Below are 17,294 nucleotides of genomic sequence, written 5' to 3' on the forward strand. Positions count from 1 at the left end.
AATCCGCGCCTTCCAAGACATACCAGAACAGCCGCCGGGGCACGCCCGCGGCCGCATCGTCACGACCTGGCGTGGCGTGAATGTCCGTCACAAGCTCAGCGGAGCCGAACCAGTAGACTCACCCGATGCGCCGCTGCCTCCTCGCCCTGCTCGTGCTCCCCGCCTGCTCCTCGGTCCGCCCGGCCCCCGCCGCCGACGTGGGGCGGCTGGACTGCCGCAACACGGGGGAGCCCGCGGTGGTCTTCATCCCGGGCGCGTCGCGGGGCGCGGCGGACTGGGACACCGTGCGCGCGGCCATGGACCCGGACGTGAGGACGTGCGCGTGGGAGCCACCCCACTCGGGGCCTCGCACCGCTGGGAGCGACACGCGACTGCTGCTCGACGCCCTGAAGGGACAGGCCAGGCGCTGGGTGCTGGTGGGGCATTCCTATGGCGGGCTCGTGGTGCGCGTGGCTTCGGCCGCCGCGCCCGAATCCCTGGCGGCCGCCCTGTTCGTCGACTCCGTGCAGGAAGACGGGTTCGACCCGGCGCAGGCCTGGCCGGTGACGGAGAAGCAGCACATCGACTGGGTGCCCAGCTTCCGCGACGCCACGGCCGCGGGAGTTCCGCACGGCGTGCCGGTACTCGCGCTCGTCGCGGACCACCGCGGCGAGGAGGGCTGGGAGCAGAACCTGACTTCACAAGGCAAGCTCGTCGCGGGTGGCGCGCCCGGCGAAGTCGAGGTCGTCGAGCGCACGGGCCACCACATTCCCAGGGACCGTCCGGATGCCATCGTCGCGGCGGTGCGGCGACTGCTCGCTGTTCATTGAAGGGGGCCGGGTGTCGATTTGCCCTGTCTCCCGGGTGGAACGAGGATTAGCTCGGTGACCATGCCATCCGACATCCTGTTTCTGTTGTCTCCCGGCTTCGAGGACCCGGCATATCCCGGCGTGCGCTTCTACTGCGAGCACTGCGCGCAGCTGGAGGGCGTGCTGAGCTACTACCCCCAGGCCGCGAGCGCGCTGGACGTGCGCCGCATCCCCTGGCCCCGGCCCCGCACCGCGGTGGTGGAGCTGGTGGGCGAGCACAACCAGTGGCTCCCGCTGCTGGTGCTCGGCGAGGGCTCGAACAACCACGGCTGCGCGACGGGCACCTACGAGGGGCGGCGGTTCATCTCCGGCAAGGAGGCCATCGCCCGGTGGCTCTCGGCGCGCTTCGGCATCGCCTCGCCGCACCCGTGAAGCACCGTGCGGCTCAGCCGGGCATGTACACCCGGCTCGGGACGCCTTCGTAGTCGATGACCCTGTCCAGCCGCATCCCGAGCCGCTCCGCGACGCGGATGGACGGCGCATTCACCTGGTTGATGATGGCCACCACGGGGACGGCGGGGATGTGCTTGCGCGCCTGCTCCAGCGCGACGCGGGACACCTCCGTCGCATACCCCGTGCCCCACGCCTCGGGAGCGAAGCGGTAGGCGAGGTTGAGCACCGTCTGCCCCTGGAGCTCCTTGTGGCGCACGCCACCGACGCCCACGACCACGCCGGGGACGCCGAGCCGCTCCACCGCCCAGTACCCCACGCCCTGGTGCGCCCAGTCACCGAGCCACAGCGCCAGCCGCTCCCGCGCGTCGTCCAGGGTGCGCATGGGCCCGTTGGGGTTGAAGCGGTTCGTCTCCGGGTCCCCGTGGAGGGCGAGCATCACCTCCACCTCGCTCTCCCGGAAGGGACGGAGCAGCAGCCGCTCGGTGGTCGTCGTGCGCGGGTAGGTCAGAATCATGATGGGTAATCTGCGCGGGGGCGCCCTCGTGCGCCACGGTTGATTCTTCAGGATGACAGCGTGCCGGAATGGGCCTGCACGCGCGGTGTGGAGCCGCGAGGTCCACCACCCGTGACGTCACCCCACGGGTTGTCCCGAGTCCCACCCGCGGGGCCACCCCACGGATTGCCGTGTGTCAGACCATGAAGATAGCTTTCTCCGCATGCCGGACATCCGCCTGCCCGCCGAAGCGAAGTACAAGACCGAGCTCGAAGCCCTCGCCGCCCATGACGACAAGCCCCGCCCACCGGGTTGGTCGCTCTCGCCGCGCGCGGTGGAGACGTACATCCTCGGGAGCCCCAAGCCCGTCGGAGGCGTGCCGATTACACCCAAGTACGTCGGTGACAAGGGCCTCATCCAGGTGTGCATCGCCACGCTCGCCTCGGACCGCGCGCTGATGCTGGTGGGCGAGCCGGGCACCGCGAAGAGCTGGCTGTCCGAGCACCTCTCCGCCGCCGTCAGCGGCACCTCGGCCCTCATCGTCCAGGGCACGGCGGGCACCAGCGAGGACCACCTCAAGTACTCGTGGAACTACGCGCTGCTGCTGGCGCAGGGTCCGTCCCCGGAGGCGCTGGTCCCCTCCCCCGTGCTGCGCGCGATGAAGACGGGCAAGTTCGCCCGCTTCGAGGAGGTGACGCGCACGTCGCCGGAGATTCAAGACGCGCTCATCTCCATCCTCTCGGAGAAGCAGGTCTCCATTCCGGAGCTGGGCGACGTGGTGAGCGCGCAGCGGGGCTTCAACCTCATCGCCACCGCGAACACGAGAGACCGCGGGGTGAACGAGATGAGCGCCGCGCTCAAGCGCCGCTTCAACTTCGTCACCGTGCCGGTGGTGGAGGATTTGGAGCAGGAGATTCAAATCGTCACCAAGCGCGAGGCCGAGCTGCGCAATGACTACCAGGTGGGCGTGCCGCCGCCGGAGGAGCTGTCCCGGCTGCTGCTGACGCTCTTCCAGGAACTGCGCAAGGGCGTGACGAAGGACGGGAAGACGAAGGTGCGCACGCCGGGCGCGGTGCTGTCCACGGCGGAGGCCATCAGCGTGCTGTTCAACAGCTCCATCCTCGCGGAGCAGTTCGGCGGCGGGAAGGTGACGCCGCACGAGCTGGCGGCGTCGCTGGTGGGCGCGGTGGTGAAGGAGCAGGAGGACGACGTGAAGGCCCTGCGCGAGTACATGGAGACGGTGGCCAAGGGCCGCACGGGCGCGTGGAAGGAGCTGTACACCGCGAGCAAGAAGCTCCTGAGGGGCTGATGGACCTCGCCCTGCTCTCCAAGGTGCACCTGTTCCCGGTGCGCCACCACTCACCGCGCACCACGGCGGTGCTGGGCAAGTGGCTGGCACGTGTCCGGCCGGAAGTCATCCTGGTGGAAGGCCCGTGTGACGCGACGGGCCTCGTGGACGTGCTGTGCGACGAGGCGACGAAGCCCCCGGTGGCGATTCTGGGCTACCGGACGGACGGCACGCCGCGCTCGGCGCTGTGGCCCTTCGCGGAGTACTCGCCCGAGTACGCGGCGCTGCGCTGGGCGAAGGCGCACAAGGCCCGCGCGGAGTTCATCGACATCCCGGTCGGCGTCAGCCTGGAGGTGGACCGCGAGGACGGAGAGGAGCCCGGCACCGAGCCCGGCGTCGAGACGGAGTCCGCCGCCACGGCCGTCACCCACGAGCCCGAGGAGCCCCTCTCCGAGCGCTTCGCGAAGGAGCGTGGCTACCGTTCCTTCGAGGAGCTGTGGGAGGCCCTGTTCGAGGCGCCGGACTGGACGCCCGAGGGCTTCCGGCCGGTGCTGCTGGCCTGGGCGGACGTGCTGAACGCGGGCCCGAGGAATGACTACCACCGCTGGCGCGACGCCTTCATGGCGCGCAAGGTGCTGGAGGTGGTGGCGAGCGGCGTGCCGCCGGAGAAGGTGGCGGTGGTGGCGGGCGCCGCGCACGTGGCGGCCTTCATCGCGGGCGACGTGGACGCGGCGCTGGAGGCGAAGCTGCCGAAGGGCGTGCCCTGCGCGGTGACGGTGATTCCGTACAGCTTCCCCCGGCTGGCGGAGCAGCTCGGGTATGGCGCGGGCAACCGGGCGCCGCACTTCTACCAGAAGGCGCACGAGGCGAAGTGCGACTTCCGGCGCGCGACGCTGGAGGTGCTCATCGACTTCGCGGGGCACCTGCGCACGCGAGGCTTCACCGCGTCGCTGTCGGACGTGCTGGAGGCGTACCGGCTGGCGCTGACGCTGACGGACCTGCGGGAGAAGAGCGCGCCGGGCCTGGACGAATTGCGTGAGGCCACGGTGGCCACGCTGTGCCGCGGGGACGCGACGCACGTGGACGGCTTCCTGTGGAAGAGCGTCATCGGCCACCAGGTGGGCCGGGTGGCGAGCCGCATCGGTCAGAACTCCTTGCAGGCGGAGTTCTGGCGCGAGGTGGACGCGCGCCGCCTGCCGCGCTCGGACAGTCCGGAGACGTTCTCCCTGCGGCTGAACAACGACGTGGAGGTGGGCTCCTCCGTCTTCCTGCACCGGCTGCGCGTGGCGGGGATTCCGTACGCGGCGCTCCAGGGCGCGGGGCAGCAGCGAGGAGCGCCGCCCCAGGAGGCCGGGGGCTACGCCGCGCTCACCCGCGTGCGCGAGTCCTGGCAGGCGCAGTGGACGCCGTCCACGGACGTGGCGCTGGTGGAGAAAATCGTCCTCGGCGACACGCTGGAGGCGGTGACGACGCGCATCCTCCAGGAGCGGCTGACCGGCGCGAAGTCCACCGCCGACGCGGCGGACGTGCTGCTGGAGTCCGTGATTACGGGCTGCTCGCAGACGGTGGCGGCGGCCCTGCGGGCCTGTGACGCGCACGCGGCCACGGACTCGGATTTGCCGTCGCTCGCCTCCGCCGCGCGGGCCCTGTCCGGGCTGGTGGCGTACGGCACGTCCCGGGCGCATGCGGACGTGGGCGACGAGGCGGTGGCGGTGCTGTGCGAGAAGACCTTCGGCCGCGCGCTGCTGCGCGTGCGTGAGGCCAGCGCCTGCGCGCCGGACGCGGTGGGAGCGGTGCTGGAGGCGCTGCGCACGCTGCACGAGGTGGCGCTGGCGCAGCCTCGCGCGGACAGGGCCGGGTGGCTGGCGGAGGCGCGCGGGCTGATGGAGAGCCACGCCGTGCACCCGTCGACGTCGGGCCTGGCCACGGGGCTGTTGTACCTCGCGCAGGAGCTGGCCGAGTCGGACGTGGCGCTGGAGGTGGGGCGGCGGCTGTCGCTGGCGGTGGAGCCGGAGGCGGGCGCCGCGTACCTGGAGGGCTTCCTCCAGGTGAATGCGCTGGTGCTGGTGAAGAGCCGCGAGGTGGTGAAGGCGCTGGACGACTTCCTCTCCAGCGTGGAGGCGGAGCGCTTCCGTCAGACCCTGCCGGTATTGAGGAGAGCACTGGGCGCGCTGGGTCCCACGGAGCGCCGCTACCTGATGGAGAACGTGGTGGCGCTGCGACAGCTCGGGACGAAGGGGCAGGCGGTGAAGGGCGTCCTCGAAGAGAAGGACAAGGAGAAGCTCAAGGACATGAGCGCGGAGCTGGGCAAGGCGCTCGATGACCTGGACGACCTGCTATGAGCGTGGACCCCAAGGACCTATCGGAGAAGGACCGGGATGCGCTCCTGCGCTGGCGGCTGGCGCTGGGCCCGGCGGCGGAGAAGACGGGCTCCTGCCCCTCGCTGCGAGGACTGGCCGCCGGCGCCGGCGCGGTGGGCGTGGGCGAGTCGGACCTGGAGGAGCTGGATGACGCGCTCTCCTTCGTCTACGGCGAGCGGAGCGCGAGCGCGGCGGGCTCGCGGCCGTACATCCCCAAGTGGCTGGGCGCGCTGCGAGGCTTCTTCCGCGACGACGTGATTGCGCTCGTCCAGAAGGATGCGATTGAGAAGAAGGGGCTGACGCAGCTCCTCTTCGAGCCGGAGACGCTGCCCTTCCTGGACAAGAACGTGGAGCTTGTCACCACGCTGGTCAGCGCGCGCGGGCTGATTCCGGACCAGGCGAAGGACATCGCCCGGCAAATCGTCCGTGAAGTCGTCGATGAGCTGCGCAGGAAGCTGGAGTCGCCCATCCGCACGGCCGTGTTCGGCGCGCTGAAGCGGGACAGGACGAGCCCGCTGCCGATTGCGCGCAACATGGACTGGAAGCGCACGATTCGGCAGAACCTGAAGGGCTGGGACGCGGAGCGCAAGCGGCTGATTCCGGAGCGCTTCTACTTCTGGCCCAACCAGCGGCGGCACCATGAGTGGGACGTGACGCTGGTGGTGGACCAGTCCGGCTCCATGGCGGAGAGCGTCGTGTACAGCTCCGTCATGGCGGCCATCTTCGCGTCGCTGGACGTGCTGCGCACGAGCCTCGTCCTGTTCGACACCGAGGTGGTGGACATGACGCCCATGCTGGCGGACCCGGTGGAGGTGCTCTTCACGGCGCAGCTCGGCGGCGGCACGGACATCAACCGCGCGGTGGCGTACGCGCAGGCCAACCACGTGCAGCGGCCGGAGAAGACGCTCTTCATCCTGATTACGGACTTGTACGAGGGCGGCAACGCCGAGGAACTGGTGGCGCGGCTGCGGCAGCTCGTGGACTCGCGGGCGAAGGTGCTGTGTCTGCTGGCGCTGTCGGACGGGGGCAAGCCTTCGTACGACCATGCGATGGCGGAGAAGCTCACCGCGCTGGGCATTCCGTGCTTCGGGTGCACGCCGCGCAAGCTGGTGGACGTGGTGGAGCGGGTGATGCGCAACCAGGACCTGGGGCCGCTCGTGTCGGCCGACAAGGAGGCGCGCCATGGCTGAGGTGCGGAAGCTGACGGGGGGACTCGGGGCGCTGACGGAAATCATCAGCGACCGGGCGGAGCTGACGAAGGGCGCGCAGCTCTTCGACGGCAAGCAGCTCTCCAACCTGTCCCGGTACGAGAACCGGCTCTTCGCGGACGCGCTGGGCTCGGGGGCGTCGCCCTACAAGGTGTCGCTGGTGTTCGGCGACGGGCGCGAGGTGAAGGGGCGCTGCTCGTGCATGGCGGCGCGCTCGCGGCCCTTCTGCAAGCACGCGGCGGCGCTGCTGGTGGCGTGGGCCCGCGCGCCGGAGGCGTTCGTCACCACGGACGCGGCGCCCTCGGGCGGCTCGGATGGGGCGAAGAAGAAGAGCGTCAAGAAGGGCAAGGCCGAGACGGCTGATTTGATGAAGGCCGGCGTGGCGCAGGTGTCCACGCTGGTGCGGGAGCTGGGCCTGTCGGGCGTGGTGTCGCTGGGCGCGGACCGGCCGGAGCAGGTGCGCCAGCTCGGAGAGGTGCTGCGGGCCAATGGCCTGCGCCGGCTGGCGGCGCGCACGGTGGAGGTGGCGGGGCTCCTGGACCTCGCGGTGGCGCGCACGGGCACCTTCGAGGCGCCGGTGTACGCGGACCTGGTGGCGGACATGCTGCTCACCGTGCGCAAGGTGGAGAAGCACCTGGGCGGCGAGGCGCTGGAGGACCGCTACGTCGAGGAGCTGATTGGCAAGACGTGGACGAAGAAGGACCGCGCGCCGGTGGAGGGGCTGACGTTGGTGGAGTACGCCTTCACCACGCGCACCACGCCGGACAACTTCCTCGTGCGCGAGAGCCGCTTCGTGGACCTGGCGTCCGGGAAGCACTACGCGGAGAAGCAGATTCTCCCCGCGTTCCTCAAGAGCGTGGAGCCGAAGAAGAGCCACGCGGGGCTGGTGCTGGAAGAGGCGAAGGGCGGCCAGTACCCGGGCTTCGCGCCGCACCGGCTGGATTTGGACGCGGAGGCGCGGAAGCTGCCGCTGGACGGGGCGGCGCTGCGGCGCCTGGTGGAGGTGGCGCTGCCGGACGTGGGCGCGGCGCTGACGGCCTTCCAGGAACACCGCAAGGACGTCTTCGCGCCGGACCTGCTTCCGGTGACGCTCCGGGTGGAGACGCTGCTGGCCAGCGGGCAGCGCTCGCAGCTGGTGGACTCGGGGGACCGGGGCCTGTTCCTCCCGGCAGACGCGGCGCTGGAGGAGCCCCTGGCCGCGGCGCTGGAGGGCGCGAAGCTGAAGGTGGTGCTGGGAGACGTGGGCCTGGAGGCGGCGCTGCCCACGCTGTTCCCCCTGGCGGTGGTGGTGGAGACGCCGGAGGGGCTGGAGTTGCGCGGCCTGGGCCGGCTGGAGGGCGAGGCCTTCGCGTCGCGCCGGCGGGGCGGCTCGAGGCCGGCGGCGGCGCCGGTGGCGGTGCCCCGGAGCGGGTGGTCGGACGCGGCGCGGGCGGCGGGCGCATCTCGCGCGGCCATTGCCCTGGCGGAGGTGCGGGACGAGCTGGCGGAGAAGTTCGCCAACGGGCTGCCCGCGCTGTCCACGCGCGCGGTGGAGCCGCTGGTGGCGCGGCTGCGGGAGCTGGGGCTGGAGAAGCCGGGGGCGCTGCTGGAGGCGCTGGCCGGAAGACCCGACGCGGGGGAGCGGCTGGACGACTTCATCAAGGTGTATCAGGTGCTCGGCATCGCCCTGGTGCGGCTGGCGGGCGCGGTGCAGGTGGACGGCGGCGCGCTGCAGCCGGTGCCCACGCACCCGAGCATCCACGTGCGCAGGCCCGAGGTGCCGCTGCCTCCGGGCGAGGCGCTGCTGAAGCGGGCGCGCGGCGAGCTGACGCGCTACGAGGCGGCGGCCCACGCGGCGCACTACTACGCGAGCATGAAGCCGGAAGCGCTGCTGGGCGAGCTGTACCCGGCCTGGAGCGACGGCGCGGCCAGTGCCTTCGTGGCGCGCGCGGTGGCCCAGGGCTCGCGGGACCAGGCGCTGGTGGTGGCGAAGACGGCGCTGGCCGAGCACCACAGCCGCATGGTGCGCCGCACGGCGATTCGCGTGCTGGGAATGCTGGGCGGCACCGAGGCGCGGCAGCTCCTGGATGCGCTCACGCGCAAGGGACACGACGCGGGCCTGCGGCTGTTCGCGCGCGAGGTGCTGGACGACGTGCGGGCGCGCGAGGCGGGCCCGGAGGCCGCGGCGGCGCTGCTGAAGACGCGGCGCGAGCGCATCCACGCGTATGCGCAGCGGGCGCTGACGGAGCCGACGAAGGAGGCCCGCCGGGGCGCGGTGGACCAGCTCGAGGGCGTGGGGCTCACCGTGGCGTGGCCGGTGCTGCGGCAGGTGCTGTACGGGGACCCGTCGCGCGAGGTGCGCAACCGCGCGGCCATGGCGCTGGCGTGGCTGGGGGACGCGGAGGTGCTGGAGCGCTTCGTCGCCAGCGTGGAGGCGCGCGGCGGGGACGACGAGGAGGCGAAGACGGCGACGTATGCCCTCGGGGTGCTGGGCGACGTGCGTGGGGCGGAGACGCTGCTGGCGGCCTTCGTGGACGGCTGGAAGCCGGGCGTGGTGTCCGAGTCGCTGAAGACGTTCGGCCTCGCCATGCTCGCGCCCGCGGTGCGGCTGGCGGAGGTCCGCCCGGAGGCGGTGGAGCGCCAGGCGCTGCGCAACCTGTTCGAGAAGTTCCCCGCCGACGCGCTGGCGGAGGAGCTGCTCCAGCGGGCGAAGGCCTCGCGCGAGCACCCGGAGTTCCTCGCCCGGTGCGCGGTGTACCTCAAGCTCGCGGGGGAGAACGCGCACGGCGCCGGCAAGCCGGTGGCCCAGGTGCTGCTGGGCATGCCCGCGGTGGCCGCGGACAAGGCGCTGTCCCGCACGGCGAAAAGGATGCTGGGCGTGAAGGCGTAGGCGCTCAGCCCTCCACGGTGACGCCACGCCAGAAGGCCACGTGTCCGGTGATGTTGGACGCGGCGGCCTTCGGCTCCGGGTAGTACCAGGCGGCGTCCTTGTTCACCTGCCCGTCGACGACGACGTCGTAGTAGCTCGCCGTCCCCTTCCACGGGCAGACGGTGTGCGTGTCGCTCGGGCGGAAGTACTCACGGCGGATGGCCTCGGCCGGGAAGTAGCAGTTGCCCTCCACCTTCTCGCAGTGCGGGCTCTCCGCAATCACCACTCCATTCCACTTCGCCACTGGCATGACGGTGCTCCTCCGGTTCGAAGGTCGGGCATAACGGCGGACGGGCGGGGGCGCACTCACGGAAGCACGCCCGCCGCTCGTCCTGTCAGGTGCTCCACGGCCCGCGTGGACGCGGGCACCCCATGCCTCCGGTTCAGCCCGCCTGCGCCGCGGACTGCTCGGACTGCGCGTCGAGGAAGGTGCCCAGGGTGGCGTTGACGAGCGCGGGCTCCTCCACGGTGACGGAGTGTCCTCCGCGCGGCAGCCGCACCAGGCGCGAGCCGGGGATGAGCTGGTGCAGGCGCTCGGCCTTCGCGGGGACGGTGGCCACGTCCTCCTCGCCCACCACGACGAGCGTGGGCACCTTGATGCTGGGCAGCTCGGCGCTCACCGCGCGGCGCTTGATGACGCCGTTGACGGCGCGCCAGATGTCCTTGCGGTTCTCCAGCAGCCGCGCGCGCCACAGGGCTCGCTCCTCGGCGCGGTTCGGGTCGGTCAGGAAGCCCTTGCCGAACATGATGCGCATCACCGGGTCCGCCACTGGCCGCACGCCCGCGAGCCGGGCGATGAGGTTGAGCAGCGTGTAGCGGGGCACGTTGGCCAGGGGCTCGGGGTCGGCGGACGTCTCCATCAGCACCAGCGAGCGCAGCAGGTCCGGCCTGCGCGCCGCCAGCCGCATGCCGATGAAACCTCCCATGGACAGGCCCACGAAGTGGCACGGCTTCACGCCGAGCTTCTCGATGAGGCCAATCGCGTCCAGGTACAGCGTCTCCATGTCGATGACGCTCTCCGGCGGCACCGCGCTGCGGCCCTGCCCCCGGTGGTCATACGCGATGCAGCGGTAGCGGCCTCGCAGCGCATCCACCTGCGGGTCATACAGCCGGGTATTCCACAGCAGCCCATGGCTGAAGATGATGGGCGGCCCGGAGCCCCCCGTATCCTCGTAGTGGAGCTCGGTTCCATTCACGGACAGCATCGGCATTGGCGGTTCCCTCCCCGCCCGGAAGGATAGGCCATGCCATGACGCGGCGTCCCACCCTGCGGTGGCATGAGGCGTCATCCGGGTGACGGACGCGCCTCTGGGCGATACCGGAGCCCCGCTCCTCTGGGCGCTACCGGAGCCCCGCGCCTCTGGGCGCTACCAGAGTCCCCGCGCCTGGAGCAGCTCGCCCACGCGCTGGGGGGCGGCGCGCCAGGCGGTGAAGAAGTCCTCTGCGACTTCGGGGGACAGGTCCTCCCAGACGAGCATGCCGGTGCCGTCCTCGCGGCGGCAGCGCACGAAGGAGCCACGCACGTGCTCGGCCGAGTCGAAGGTGAGGCTGTCGAGCAGGAGCGGGCTCTGGCTGGTGAGGAAGGCCTGCCGGGCGCCGAGCTGCTCGAGGCCGGCGCGCAGCTGCCGGGGGTGGAGGGCGTGGGCCAGCTCGTCGGCCACCACCACGGCGCGCGCATGGGCGAGGTAGTGCAACAGGGCCACGAGGCGCTTCTGGCCGTAGCCCAGCTCCCGCGCGGAGACGCGCTTCCCACCGGGCCCGGTGAAGACCAGCTCCAGGTGGCCGAGCGACAGCGTCTCGTACCGGCCCTGCGGCTGGGACTCCAGCGGGGCCAGGAGCGCCTCGGCGGAGACGAAGCCGAGCAGCCGCGCGGCGTCGCGGAGGAAGGGGATGCCCTCGGCGGGGAGCACGTACCGGGCGGAGCCCCACTGCGCGGCGGCCACCTTGCGCAGCCCATCCAGCAGGTCCTCCGACGCGAGGCCGGTGCCGGTGGCGAGCACGCCCTCGGCGCGGCGCGAGAGGCGCAGCTCCACCTGGTAGAGCTGGTCGAAGTAGCCGAGCCCCTCGTCGAAGCGGCCCAGGCCCGCCTGGGCGGACACCTCGCGGGCCATGGCGAGCAGCGGCTCCACGGCGGCGGCGCCCTCGCCCGTCTTCTCCACCCAGGCGATGCCGCCGGACATGAGGACGAGCCACAGCCGCCCCCCCACCTCGGGGGCGATGCGCTCGTGGACGACGTCCGAGGTGTCGTCCTGGCGGGAGACCGTCACCTGCTGTCCCTCGCGGTGGATGACGAGCGGCCACGCCATGTCCCCCGGCGCGACGACCAGGTCCATGACGAGCCCCGTGCCGCCCTCCACCGTCTCGTTGCGCACGCGCACGGTGATGCGGCCGGTGTCGGAGGTCAGCTCGTACTCGAGGTCGAACGCCTCGGCCTTGAGGGCGCTGAAGTCGGAGCTGGCCACGGCGGCGACCAGCTCCAGCAGCATCGTCTTCCCGGTGCCGTTCTCTCCGAGGAGCACGTTGAGGGACGGGCTGAACGACAGCCGCGTCCCGGGCTGCACGGAGCGGTACTCGTGGACCTGGAGCCACTGGAGCTTGAGCATCGGCCCGGAGGCTCCTCTCGCCCGCCGCCAGCGTCAACCCGAGGCCACGAGCGCCGGCCCGCGGACCTTCCTTCCACGCCTGCCCGGACCTACACCTCACAAACCGGAATTACTTGGGAAACAAACATTCCGAACGTAAATATCCGGAATCACTCAGGTTCCACAGATGCAAGTGAGTTGCACTTATACAGTTTGACTAAACTTTTCATTTCGTGAGAAAGACTGCGCTCGGCCACCTGGCCGATCTGGAGGAAGCCCCTCATGCGCATGACTCGTTTTGTTTCCATCCTCCCCCTGCTCCTCGGAACTGCATGCGGCGTCGAGACGTTGGACGCCGACACGCAGTCTCCGCAGGACCTGCAGACCCTTGGCCAGACGGGCCAGGGCCTGCGTCAGGTTCAGGCGCAACAGCCTGAATTCCTTGGTGGTACTGGCGAGCTGACCGCGAAGCGCACCCTGTCCGAGCGCGGCGGCAAGGCGCACGAGCGGGTGGCGCAGAGCGTCAACGGCGTGCCGGTGTTCGGCGCCCAGGCCATCGTCCACCTGAAGGCGGACGGCACCCTCGGCTCCATCACCGACAAGCTGGCGCGTGACTTGAAGGTGGACACCCGTCCGAGCCTCGGTTCGGACCGGGCCCTCCAGGCGGCCATCGCCCAGATGCCCGCCGGCAGCGTCCTGGTGGGCGCGCCGAAGGTGGACCTCCAGATCCTCCCCAACACCACCGGCAAGGGCGGCCGGCTGACGTGGCGGGTGCAGCTGGAGACGGTGTCGGCCGAGGGCGAGCCGGCGATGCCGAACGTGTTCGTCGACGCACACAACGGCGAGACGGCGCTGTCGTTCGACAACATCAAGACGCAGCGCAACCGCAGGACGTACACGGCCAACAACCGGACGACGCTGCCCGGCACGCTGGTGCGCAGCGAGACCACGGCCCCCACGAGCGACGCGACGCTGAACGCGGCGCACGACAACGCGGGCTTCACGTACGACTTCTACTTCAGCAAGTTCGGGCGTGACAGCTACGACGGCCTGGGGACGAACCTCATCTCGTCGGTGCACTACAGCCGCAACTACGTGAACGCGTTCTGGAACGGGACGCAGATGGTGTACGGCGACGGCGACGGCTCGCAGTCCGGCCCGCTGACGGTGCTGGACGTGGTGGGCCACGAGCTGACCCACGCCGTCACCGACACGTCGTCCGAGCTCATCTACCAGGGTGAGTCCGGCGCCCTCAACGAGGCGATGTCCGACGTCTTCGGCGCCGCCATCGAGGCGTTCCGGGATGGGGCCGTCACGGCCAACACCTGGAAGATTGGCGAGGAGTGCTGGACGCCGGGGACCGCGGGCGACGCGCTCCGCTACATGAACGACCCGGCCATCGCGGGTGACTTCGACTACTACCCCACGCGGTACACCGGCACCTCGGACAACGGTGGCGTGCACTGGAACTCGGGCATCGCCAACCTGGCGTTCAAGCTGATGGTGACGGGTGGCTCGCACCCGCGCGGCAAGACGACCACCGTGGTGCCCCCGCTCGACGCGGACGCCTTCACGAGCATCATGAAGGGCGCGGCCATCTTCTACCGTGCCAACACGGTGTACCTGACGCCGGGCAGCACCTTCTCCGAGGCGCGCGGCGCCACGGCGCAGGCGGCGCAGGACCTGTACGGCGCGACCGAGGCGGCCGCGGTGAACGCGGGCTGGACGGCGGTGGGCGTGGCGGCTCCTCCGACGTGGACGGTCATCTCCACGGTGAGCAACCTGTCCGGCGCGAAGAGCAGCAACAAGAGCTACACGCACGTGACGCCGGCCGGCGCGACGTCGATGAAGTTCGCGACGACGGGCGGCACGGGTGACGCGGACATGTACGTGAAGTTCGGCAGCGCCCCGACCACCACCAGCTACGACTGCATCTCGGCGGGCGCCACCTCCACGGAGACCTGCACCATCAACGGCGCGAAGCAGGGCACCTACTACGTCCTCATCAAGGGCTACACGGCCTACTCCGGCGTCACCTACACGGTGAGCTCCGGTCAGTAGTCCGCGGTAGCTGTGCTTCACCTGCCGGCGCGGCTGCCACTCCTGGCGGCCGCGCCGGTTGTCTTTTCGGAGCCGGGGGACGCGGCCTCCGCCCTCGGGCGGATGGGTTCGCCCGGCCGCCGGGCGCCAGGGATGCGGAAAGAGCTCACCGCTGCTTCGGCATGGTCCCGGCAACCGTGGTGCCCCCTTCGACGCTCGCGTAACGTGTTGCTTCGTGACGAGTACGCCACGCATGCCCCGGCGCGCCGAGCTCGCGCAGTTCCTCCGCACCCGTCGTGCGCGCGTGCGTCCGGCGGAGGTGGGCCTGCCCGCCGGCACCCGGCGGCGCACGCCGGGGCTTCGCCGTGAGGAGGTCGCCCGGCTCGCGGACGTAGGGGTGAGCTGGTACACGTGGTTGGAGCAGGGGCGGGACATCCACGTCTCGGAGCCGCTGCTCGAGCGTCTCGCGCGGGCACTCCGCCTGACGCCGACGGAGCGGGCACACCTGTTCGAGCTGGCGCACGGGCGGCCGGCGGCGCGGCCCGCCATCGCACCCGCCAGAATCAGTGAAGCGCTCCAGCGCGTCATCGACGACTACCCGTTTCCAGCGCTGGTCTCGACGCGGCGGTGGGACGTGCTCGCCTGGAACGCACTGGCGGTCATCCTCTACGGAGACTTCGGCCTCCTGCCCCCGGAGCGGCGCAACGGGCTGTGGTCGCTGTTCATGAACCCGGACCGGCGCGCACGCATGCCGGGCTGGGAAGCCGATGCGCGCGGGGCCGTGGCGGGCTTCCGCCTCGATGCCGCTCGCGCCGCCGACCGGACGGAGTTCGATGCGCTCGTCGAGGAGCTGGCGAGCGTCAGTCCGGAGTTCGCGCGCTTCTCGGGCGAGCACGACGTGGTCGAGCGGCCCGAGGGCCTGAAGGTCATCGACCATCCAGGCCTGGGCGTCATCGAGTTCGAGCACGTCGCGCTCACGCACTCGGAGCCCGACGGCCACCAGCTTCGCGTCACGCGATGGACGGAGAACGCACGGATGCGTTGGGGCTCGCCCCGTGCGTCGAGTGCGAGTGCGAAGAGCGCGTTCGCCGTCTTCGACTGGCCGTAGGCCACCCACTTGTCGTAGGGGCGCCGCTCGAAGTGAGGGTCCTCGAAGTCGATGGCGGCGCGCCGGTGCCCCCGTGACGACAGGGAGACCACGCGGGCACCGTGGGCCCTGCGCAGCGCGGGCCAGAGCCGCGCCGTGAGCTGGAAGTGGCCGAGGTGGTTGGTGGCGAGCTGCGACTCGAACCCGCGCGAATCCCTCAGGAGCGGCGTCGCCATGATGCCCGCGTTGTTCAAGAGCATGTGGAGGGGGCGCCCGGACGCCAGGAGGCGCGCGGCGAACGCGTCAATCGACGCCGGCTCGCTCAGGTCCAGGTGCCCCAGTTCCACGCGCTCCAGGCCGGCCAATGCCGCACGTGCCTTGTCGGGCGTTCGCGCGGGGACGACCACCGTCGCACCGGCGGCCGCGAGCGCGCGCGGGGTCTCCAGCCCGACGCCCGCATACCCGCCTGTCACAACGGCGGAGGCTCCATCAAGGCTGCCGTTGCCCATCACCTCATGCGCCGTGGTCCGCGCGCCATAGCCAGAATTCAGGGGCTCTTGTTTCGTGGTCATGGCCCATGACTAGCGGCCCGTGACGGCCGGAAAAATGGCGTGAACTCATCCCATGACCCGGACCACCAGGATGAGCCCGGCCGCCACCTCACCGTGCGCGGCGAGGGACTCCGGCGCATGAGAAGTCCCGGGCTCCCCACGGGACCTTGAACTCATGGAGCGAATGGCCTCGAAAGCACTCGAAGTACATGACGCTCGAGAGCATCGCCATCCCACCAGACAGGAGGACCACCGCGACGAATCGCCTCAGCAAGCCTGTCCCCCAGACAAACTTCGACCGACTGCCAGTGGCTAAAGAGTGTCAACACGCTCAAGTACGGACACGATTCGCTCCCCCCGGACGACAAGCTCCCATCTGAATTCATGGCGAAGCTCCGTCACCGGGTCTACCCCCTCGATAACGATGAGAGCCGTGGCGCCCTCGACTACTTGAGATCTCACGTCCACCTTGGACCACGGCAGTTTCTGTTCGATGAACCAAACCGCGGCTGAATCCGACAGTCCTACCGGCTCCTTCCGGTAGGTAAACCCATGGGCAAAGCGCCTCGGGAAACCTGGGTTGCTCGCTGGGTCGATCCACCAACCGAGGAACTCATCGGCGATTTGTTGCGTCATCCCCAATGTCGCCATCCCTGTCCCTTCAGTGCCATTCCCCGAAGGGGTCGTAGAAATCCATCACGTCCTCCGTCGTCGCATCACGGTACTCCCACTTGGAGCCCGTCTGCCTGACGCGGGCGACTCGAAGCCATGCGGAGTACTCACGGCACGTGAAGGAAACCCCGCCGAACGCCGGTCCGAACCAGAAGTTCACCCGAGTCCTTCCCTCTCCTTCCGAGAAGGAGTCCACGGCTTGAAATACGACGGGCGGCGCAGCCTCTTGCAGTCGATACGCCTCCATGAATACCTGCGCAGCGCGGTTGACACCACGCTCTCGTGCAAACTCCTCGACCCCGGAGAGTCGGATACGGATGAAGGCGCGGTAGCCCTCCCCCGGCTTCTCCCAATGGTCCGAAACGATGACAAACGCACCGGACTCGGGATGGAGCTTGTAGTGGATGAGCAGGCACTCCATGAGGTGCCCCAGTTGCTCATCATCCAGCGCAATGCGCTTGCTGCTCAATCTGGAGGTCCTCCCAGCCGTGAAGCTGACCAGTCGCGAAGCGGTGTCCAGTGCTCACGTGGCTGCCCTTCAACTGAAAGAATATAGGCCACACCCTGATCAAAGATGCGCAAGGCATTGTAGGTTGCAAACAGGAATCGACCCTGCTTCGGGTCTTCGCGGGTCGTCACCAGCAGGTCCACGGTCCGGTGGCCGACCCTGTCAATCCTCACCTCAAAATCTTCCTGGGCCATGGCCTTCTCGGCCGCCCCAAGCGCATCGCCTGTCACGGGGACATCCACACCCGTTTCAATGCGCCATCTCTGTCCCACCCACCGTCTGGGAGCTGCTTCGCCTCCGGGAACCGCACCTTGATGATGCTCCTGACCGCGTCATCGTAATCAGCTCCCATTGAG

The 17,294-nt window shown here is 70.3% G+C and carries 15 protein-coding genes and 1 pseudogene; 8 read left to right on the forward strand and 8 right to left on the reverse strand.

All coding sequences use genetic code 11. From position 1 onward, the window contains the following. The first annotated feature begins 125 nt into the window (after positions 1-125). A complete protein-coding gene (locus tag ACX9TP_RS47280; RefSeq protein WP_482977321.1) occupies positions 126-809 on the forward strand; it encodes an alpha/beta fold hydrolase in 684 nt (227 codons plus the stop codon). Positions 810-869: 60 nt separating this feature from the next. After that, positions 870-1,220 carry a DUF3088 domain-containing protein gene (locus ACX9TP_RS47285; protein ID WP_482977322.1) on the forward strand — a complete coding sequence of 117 codons (351 nt, stop codon included), beginning with the start codon at positions 870-872 and terminating at the stop codon, positions 1,218-1,220. A 13-nt stretch (positions 1,221-1,233) separates the two neighbouring features. Here the strand turns inward: ACX9TP_RS47285 and ACX9TP_RS47290 are convergent, their stop codons facing one another. Next, complete coding sequence (locus ACX9TP_RS47290) at positions 1,234-1,755, reverse strand: GNAT family N-acetyltransferase (protein WP_482977323.1); 522 nt, start codon at positions 1,753-1,755, stop codon at positions 1,234-1,236. 202 nt (positions 1,756-1,957) lie between these two features. On the opposite strand from ACX9TP_RS47290, the gene ACX9TP_RS47295 reads away from it, so the two are divergent. The 4 genes from ACX9TP_RS47295 to ACX9TP_RS47310 are packed head-to-tail and all read left to right on the forward strand — an operon-like array spanning position 1,958 to position 9,459. Continuing rightward, positions 1,958-3,043, forward strand: a complete 1,086-nt coding sequence (locus ACX9TP_RS47295) for an ATP-binding protein (protein WP_482977324.1) — start codon at positions 1,958-1,960, stop codon at positions 3,041-3,043. Continuing rightward, entirely contained in the window at positions 3,043-5,364 is a 2,322-nt protein-coding gene (locus tag ACX9TP_RS47300) for a DUF5682 family protein (RefSeq protein WP_482977325.1), read from the forward strand. Before ACX9TP_RS47295 ends, ACX9TP_RS47300 begins: the two co-directional genes overlap by 1 nt. Further along, positions 5,361-6,572 carry a VWA domain-containing protein gene (locus ACX9TP_RS47305; RefSeq protein ID WP_482977326.1) on the forward strand — a complete coding sequence of 404 codons (1,212 nt, stop codon included), beginning with the start codon at positions 5,361-5,363 and terminating at the stop codon, positions 6,570-6,572. The genes ACX9TP_RS47300 and ACX9TP_RS47305 overlap by 4 nt, the downstream gene beginning before the upstream one ends. Further along, positions 6,565-9,459 carry a HEAT repeat domain-containing protein gene (locus ACX9TP_RS47310; RefSeq protein ID WP_482977327.1) on the forward strand — a complete coding sequence of 965 codons (2,895 nt, stop codon included), beginning with the start codon at positions 6,565-6,567 and terminating at the stop codon, positions 9,457-9,459. Before ACX9TP_RS47305 ends, ACX9TP_RS47310 begins: the two co-directional genes overlap by 8 nt. Positions 9,460-9,463: 4 nt before the next feature. On the opposite strand, the gene ACX9TP_RS47315 is transcribed toward ACX9TP_RS47310, so the two are convergent. From ACX9TP_RS47315 to ACX9TP_RS47325, 3 genes are all read right to left on the reverse strand, one after another. After that, positions 9,464-9,748: a DUF427 domain-containing protein gene (locus ACX9TP_RS47315; RefSeq protein ID WP_482977328.1), complete on the reverse strand. Its 285-nt coding sequence runs from the start codon at positions 9,746-9,748 to the stop codon at positions 9,464-9,466. A 133-nt stretch (positions 9,749-9,881) separates the two neighbouring features. Next, a complete protein-coding gene (locus ACX9TP_RS47320; protein WP_482977329.1) occupies positions 9,882-10,709 on the reverse strand; it encodes an alpha/beta fold hydrolase in 828 nt (275 codons plus the stop codon). Positions 10,710-10,865: 156 nt separating this feature from the next. Next, complete coding sequence (locus ACX9TP_RS47325) at positions 10,866-12,101, reverse strand: AAA family ATPase (protein WP_482977330.1); 1,236 nt, start codon at positions 12,099-12,101, stop codon at positions 10,866-10,868. 267 nt (positions 12,102-12,368) lie between these two features. On the opposite strand from ACX9TP_RS47325, the gene ACX9TP_RS47330 reads away from it, so the two are divergent. Then, entirely contained in the window at positions 12,369-14,141 is a 1,773-nt protein-coding gene (locus ACX9TP_RS47330; protein ID WP_482977331.1) for a M4 family metallopeptidase, read from the forward strand. A gap of 232 nt (positions 14,142-14,373) precedes the next feature. Beyond that, positions 14,374-15,228 carry a helix-turn-helix transcriptional regulator gene (locus ACX9TP_RS47335; RefSeq protein WP_482977332.1) on the forward strand — a complete coding sequence of 285 codons (855 nt, stop codon included), beginning with the start codon at positions 14,374-14,376 and terminating at the stop codon, positions 15,226-15,228. Here the strand turns inward: ACX9TP_RS47335 and ACX9TP_RS47340 are convergent. From ACX9TP_RS47340 to ACX9TP_RS47355, 4 genes and pseudogenes are all read right to left on the reverse strand, one after another. Beyond that, positions 15,201-15,779, reverse strand: a pseudogene (locus ACX9TP_RS47340) (SDR family NAD(P)-dependent oxidoreductase); the annotation flags it as partial. The gene ACX9TP_RS47335 and the pseudogene ACX9TP_RS47340 overlap by 28 nt on opposite strands. 291 nt (positions 15,780-16,070) lie before the next feature. Continuing rightward, positions 16,071-16,394 (reverse strand): hypothetical protein, encoded by a 324-nt coding sequence (locus ACX9TP_RS47345; RefSeq protein ID WP_482977333.1) that lies wholly within the window; start codon positions 16,392-16,394, stop codon positions 16,071-16,073. A gap of 25 nt (positions 16,395-16,419) precedes the next feature. Further along, a complete protein-coding gene (locus ACX9TP_RS47350; protein WP_482977334.1) occupies positions 16,420-16,899 on the reverse strand; it encodes a hypothetical protein in 480 nt (159 codons plus the stop codon). Beyond that, positions 16,896-17,168, reverse strand: coding sequence for a hypothetical protein (locus ACX9TP_RS47355; protein WP_482977335.1), 273 nt, complete (start codon positions 17,166-17,168; stop codon positions 16,896-16,898). The genes ACX9TP_RS47350 and ACX9TP_RS47355 overlap by 4 nt, the downstream gene beginning before the upstream one ends. Positions 17,169-17,294 lie beyond the last annotated feature (126 nt).

The organism is Pyxidicoccus sp. M15 (genome assembly GCF_056858435.1).

Excerpts from the sequence above, each read along its gene's own strand:
- ACX9TP_RS47280 (WP_482977321.1), top strand. The coding sequence starts at position 126 with ATGCGCCGCTGCCTCCTCGCCCTGCTCGTGCTCCCCGCCTGCTCCTCG.
- ACX9TP_RS47285 (WP_482977322.1), top strand. The coding sequence starts at position 870 with ATGCCATCCGACATCCTGTTTCTGTTGTCTCCCGGCTTCGAGGACCCG.
- ACX9TP_RS47290 (WP_482977323.1), bottom strand. The coding sequence starts at position 1,755 with ATGATTCTGACCTACCCGCGCACGACGACCACCGAGCGGCTGCTGCTC.
- ACX9TP_RS47295 (WP_482977324.1), top strand. The coding sequence starts at position 1,958 with ATGCCGGACATCCGCCTGCCCGCCGAAGCGAAGTACAAGACCGAGCTC.
- ACX9TP_RS47300 (WP_482977325.1), top strand. The coding sequence starts at position 3,043 with ATGGACCTCGCCCTGCTCTCCAAGGTGCACCTGTTCCCGGTGCGCCAC.
- ACX9TP_RS47305 (WP_482977326.1), top strand. The coding sequence starts at position 5,361 with ATGAGCGTGGACCCCAAGGACCTATCGGAGAAGGACCGGGATGCGCTC.
- ACX9TP_RS47310 (WP_482977327.1), top strand. The coding sequence starts at position 6,565 with ATGGCTGAGGTGCGGAAGCTGACGGGGGGACTCGGGGCGCTGACGGAA.
- ACX9TP_RS47315 (WP_482977328.1), bottom strand. The coding sequence starts at position 9,748 with ATGCCAGTGGCGAAGTGGAATGGAGTGGTGATTGCGGAGAGCCCGCAC.
- ACX9TP_RS47320 (WP_482977329.1), bottom strand. The coding sequence starts at position 10,709 with ATGCCGATGCTGTCCGTGAATGGAACCGAGCTCCACTACGAGGATACG.
- ACX9TP_RS47325 (WP_482977330.1), bottom strand. The coding sequence starts at position 12,101 with ATGCTCAAGCTCCAGTGGCTCCAGGTCCACGAGTACCGCTCCGTGCAG.
- ACX9TP_RS47330 (WP_482977331.1), top strand. The coding sequence starts at position 12,369 with ATGACTCGTTTTGTTTCCATCCTCCCCCTGCTCCTCGGAACTGCATGC.
- ACX9TP_RS47335 (WP_482977332.1), top strand. The coding sequence starts at position 14,374 with ATGCCCCGGCGCGCCGAGCTCGCGCAGTTCCTCCGCACCCGTCGTGCG.
- ACX9TP_RS47345 (WP_482977333.1), bottom strand. The coding sequence starts at position 16,394 with ATGACGCAACAAATCGCCGATGAGTTCCTCGGTTGGTGGATCGACCCA.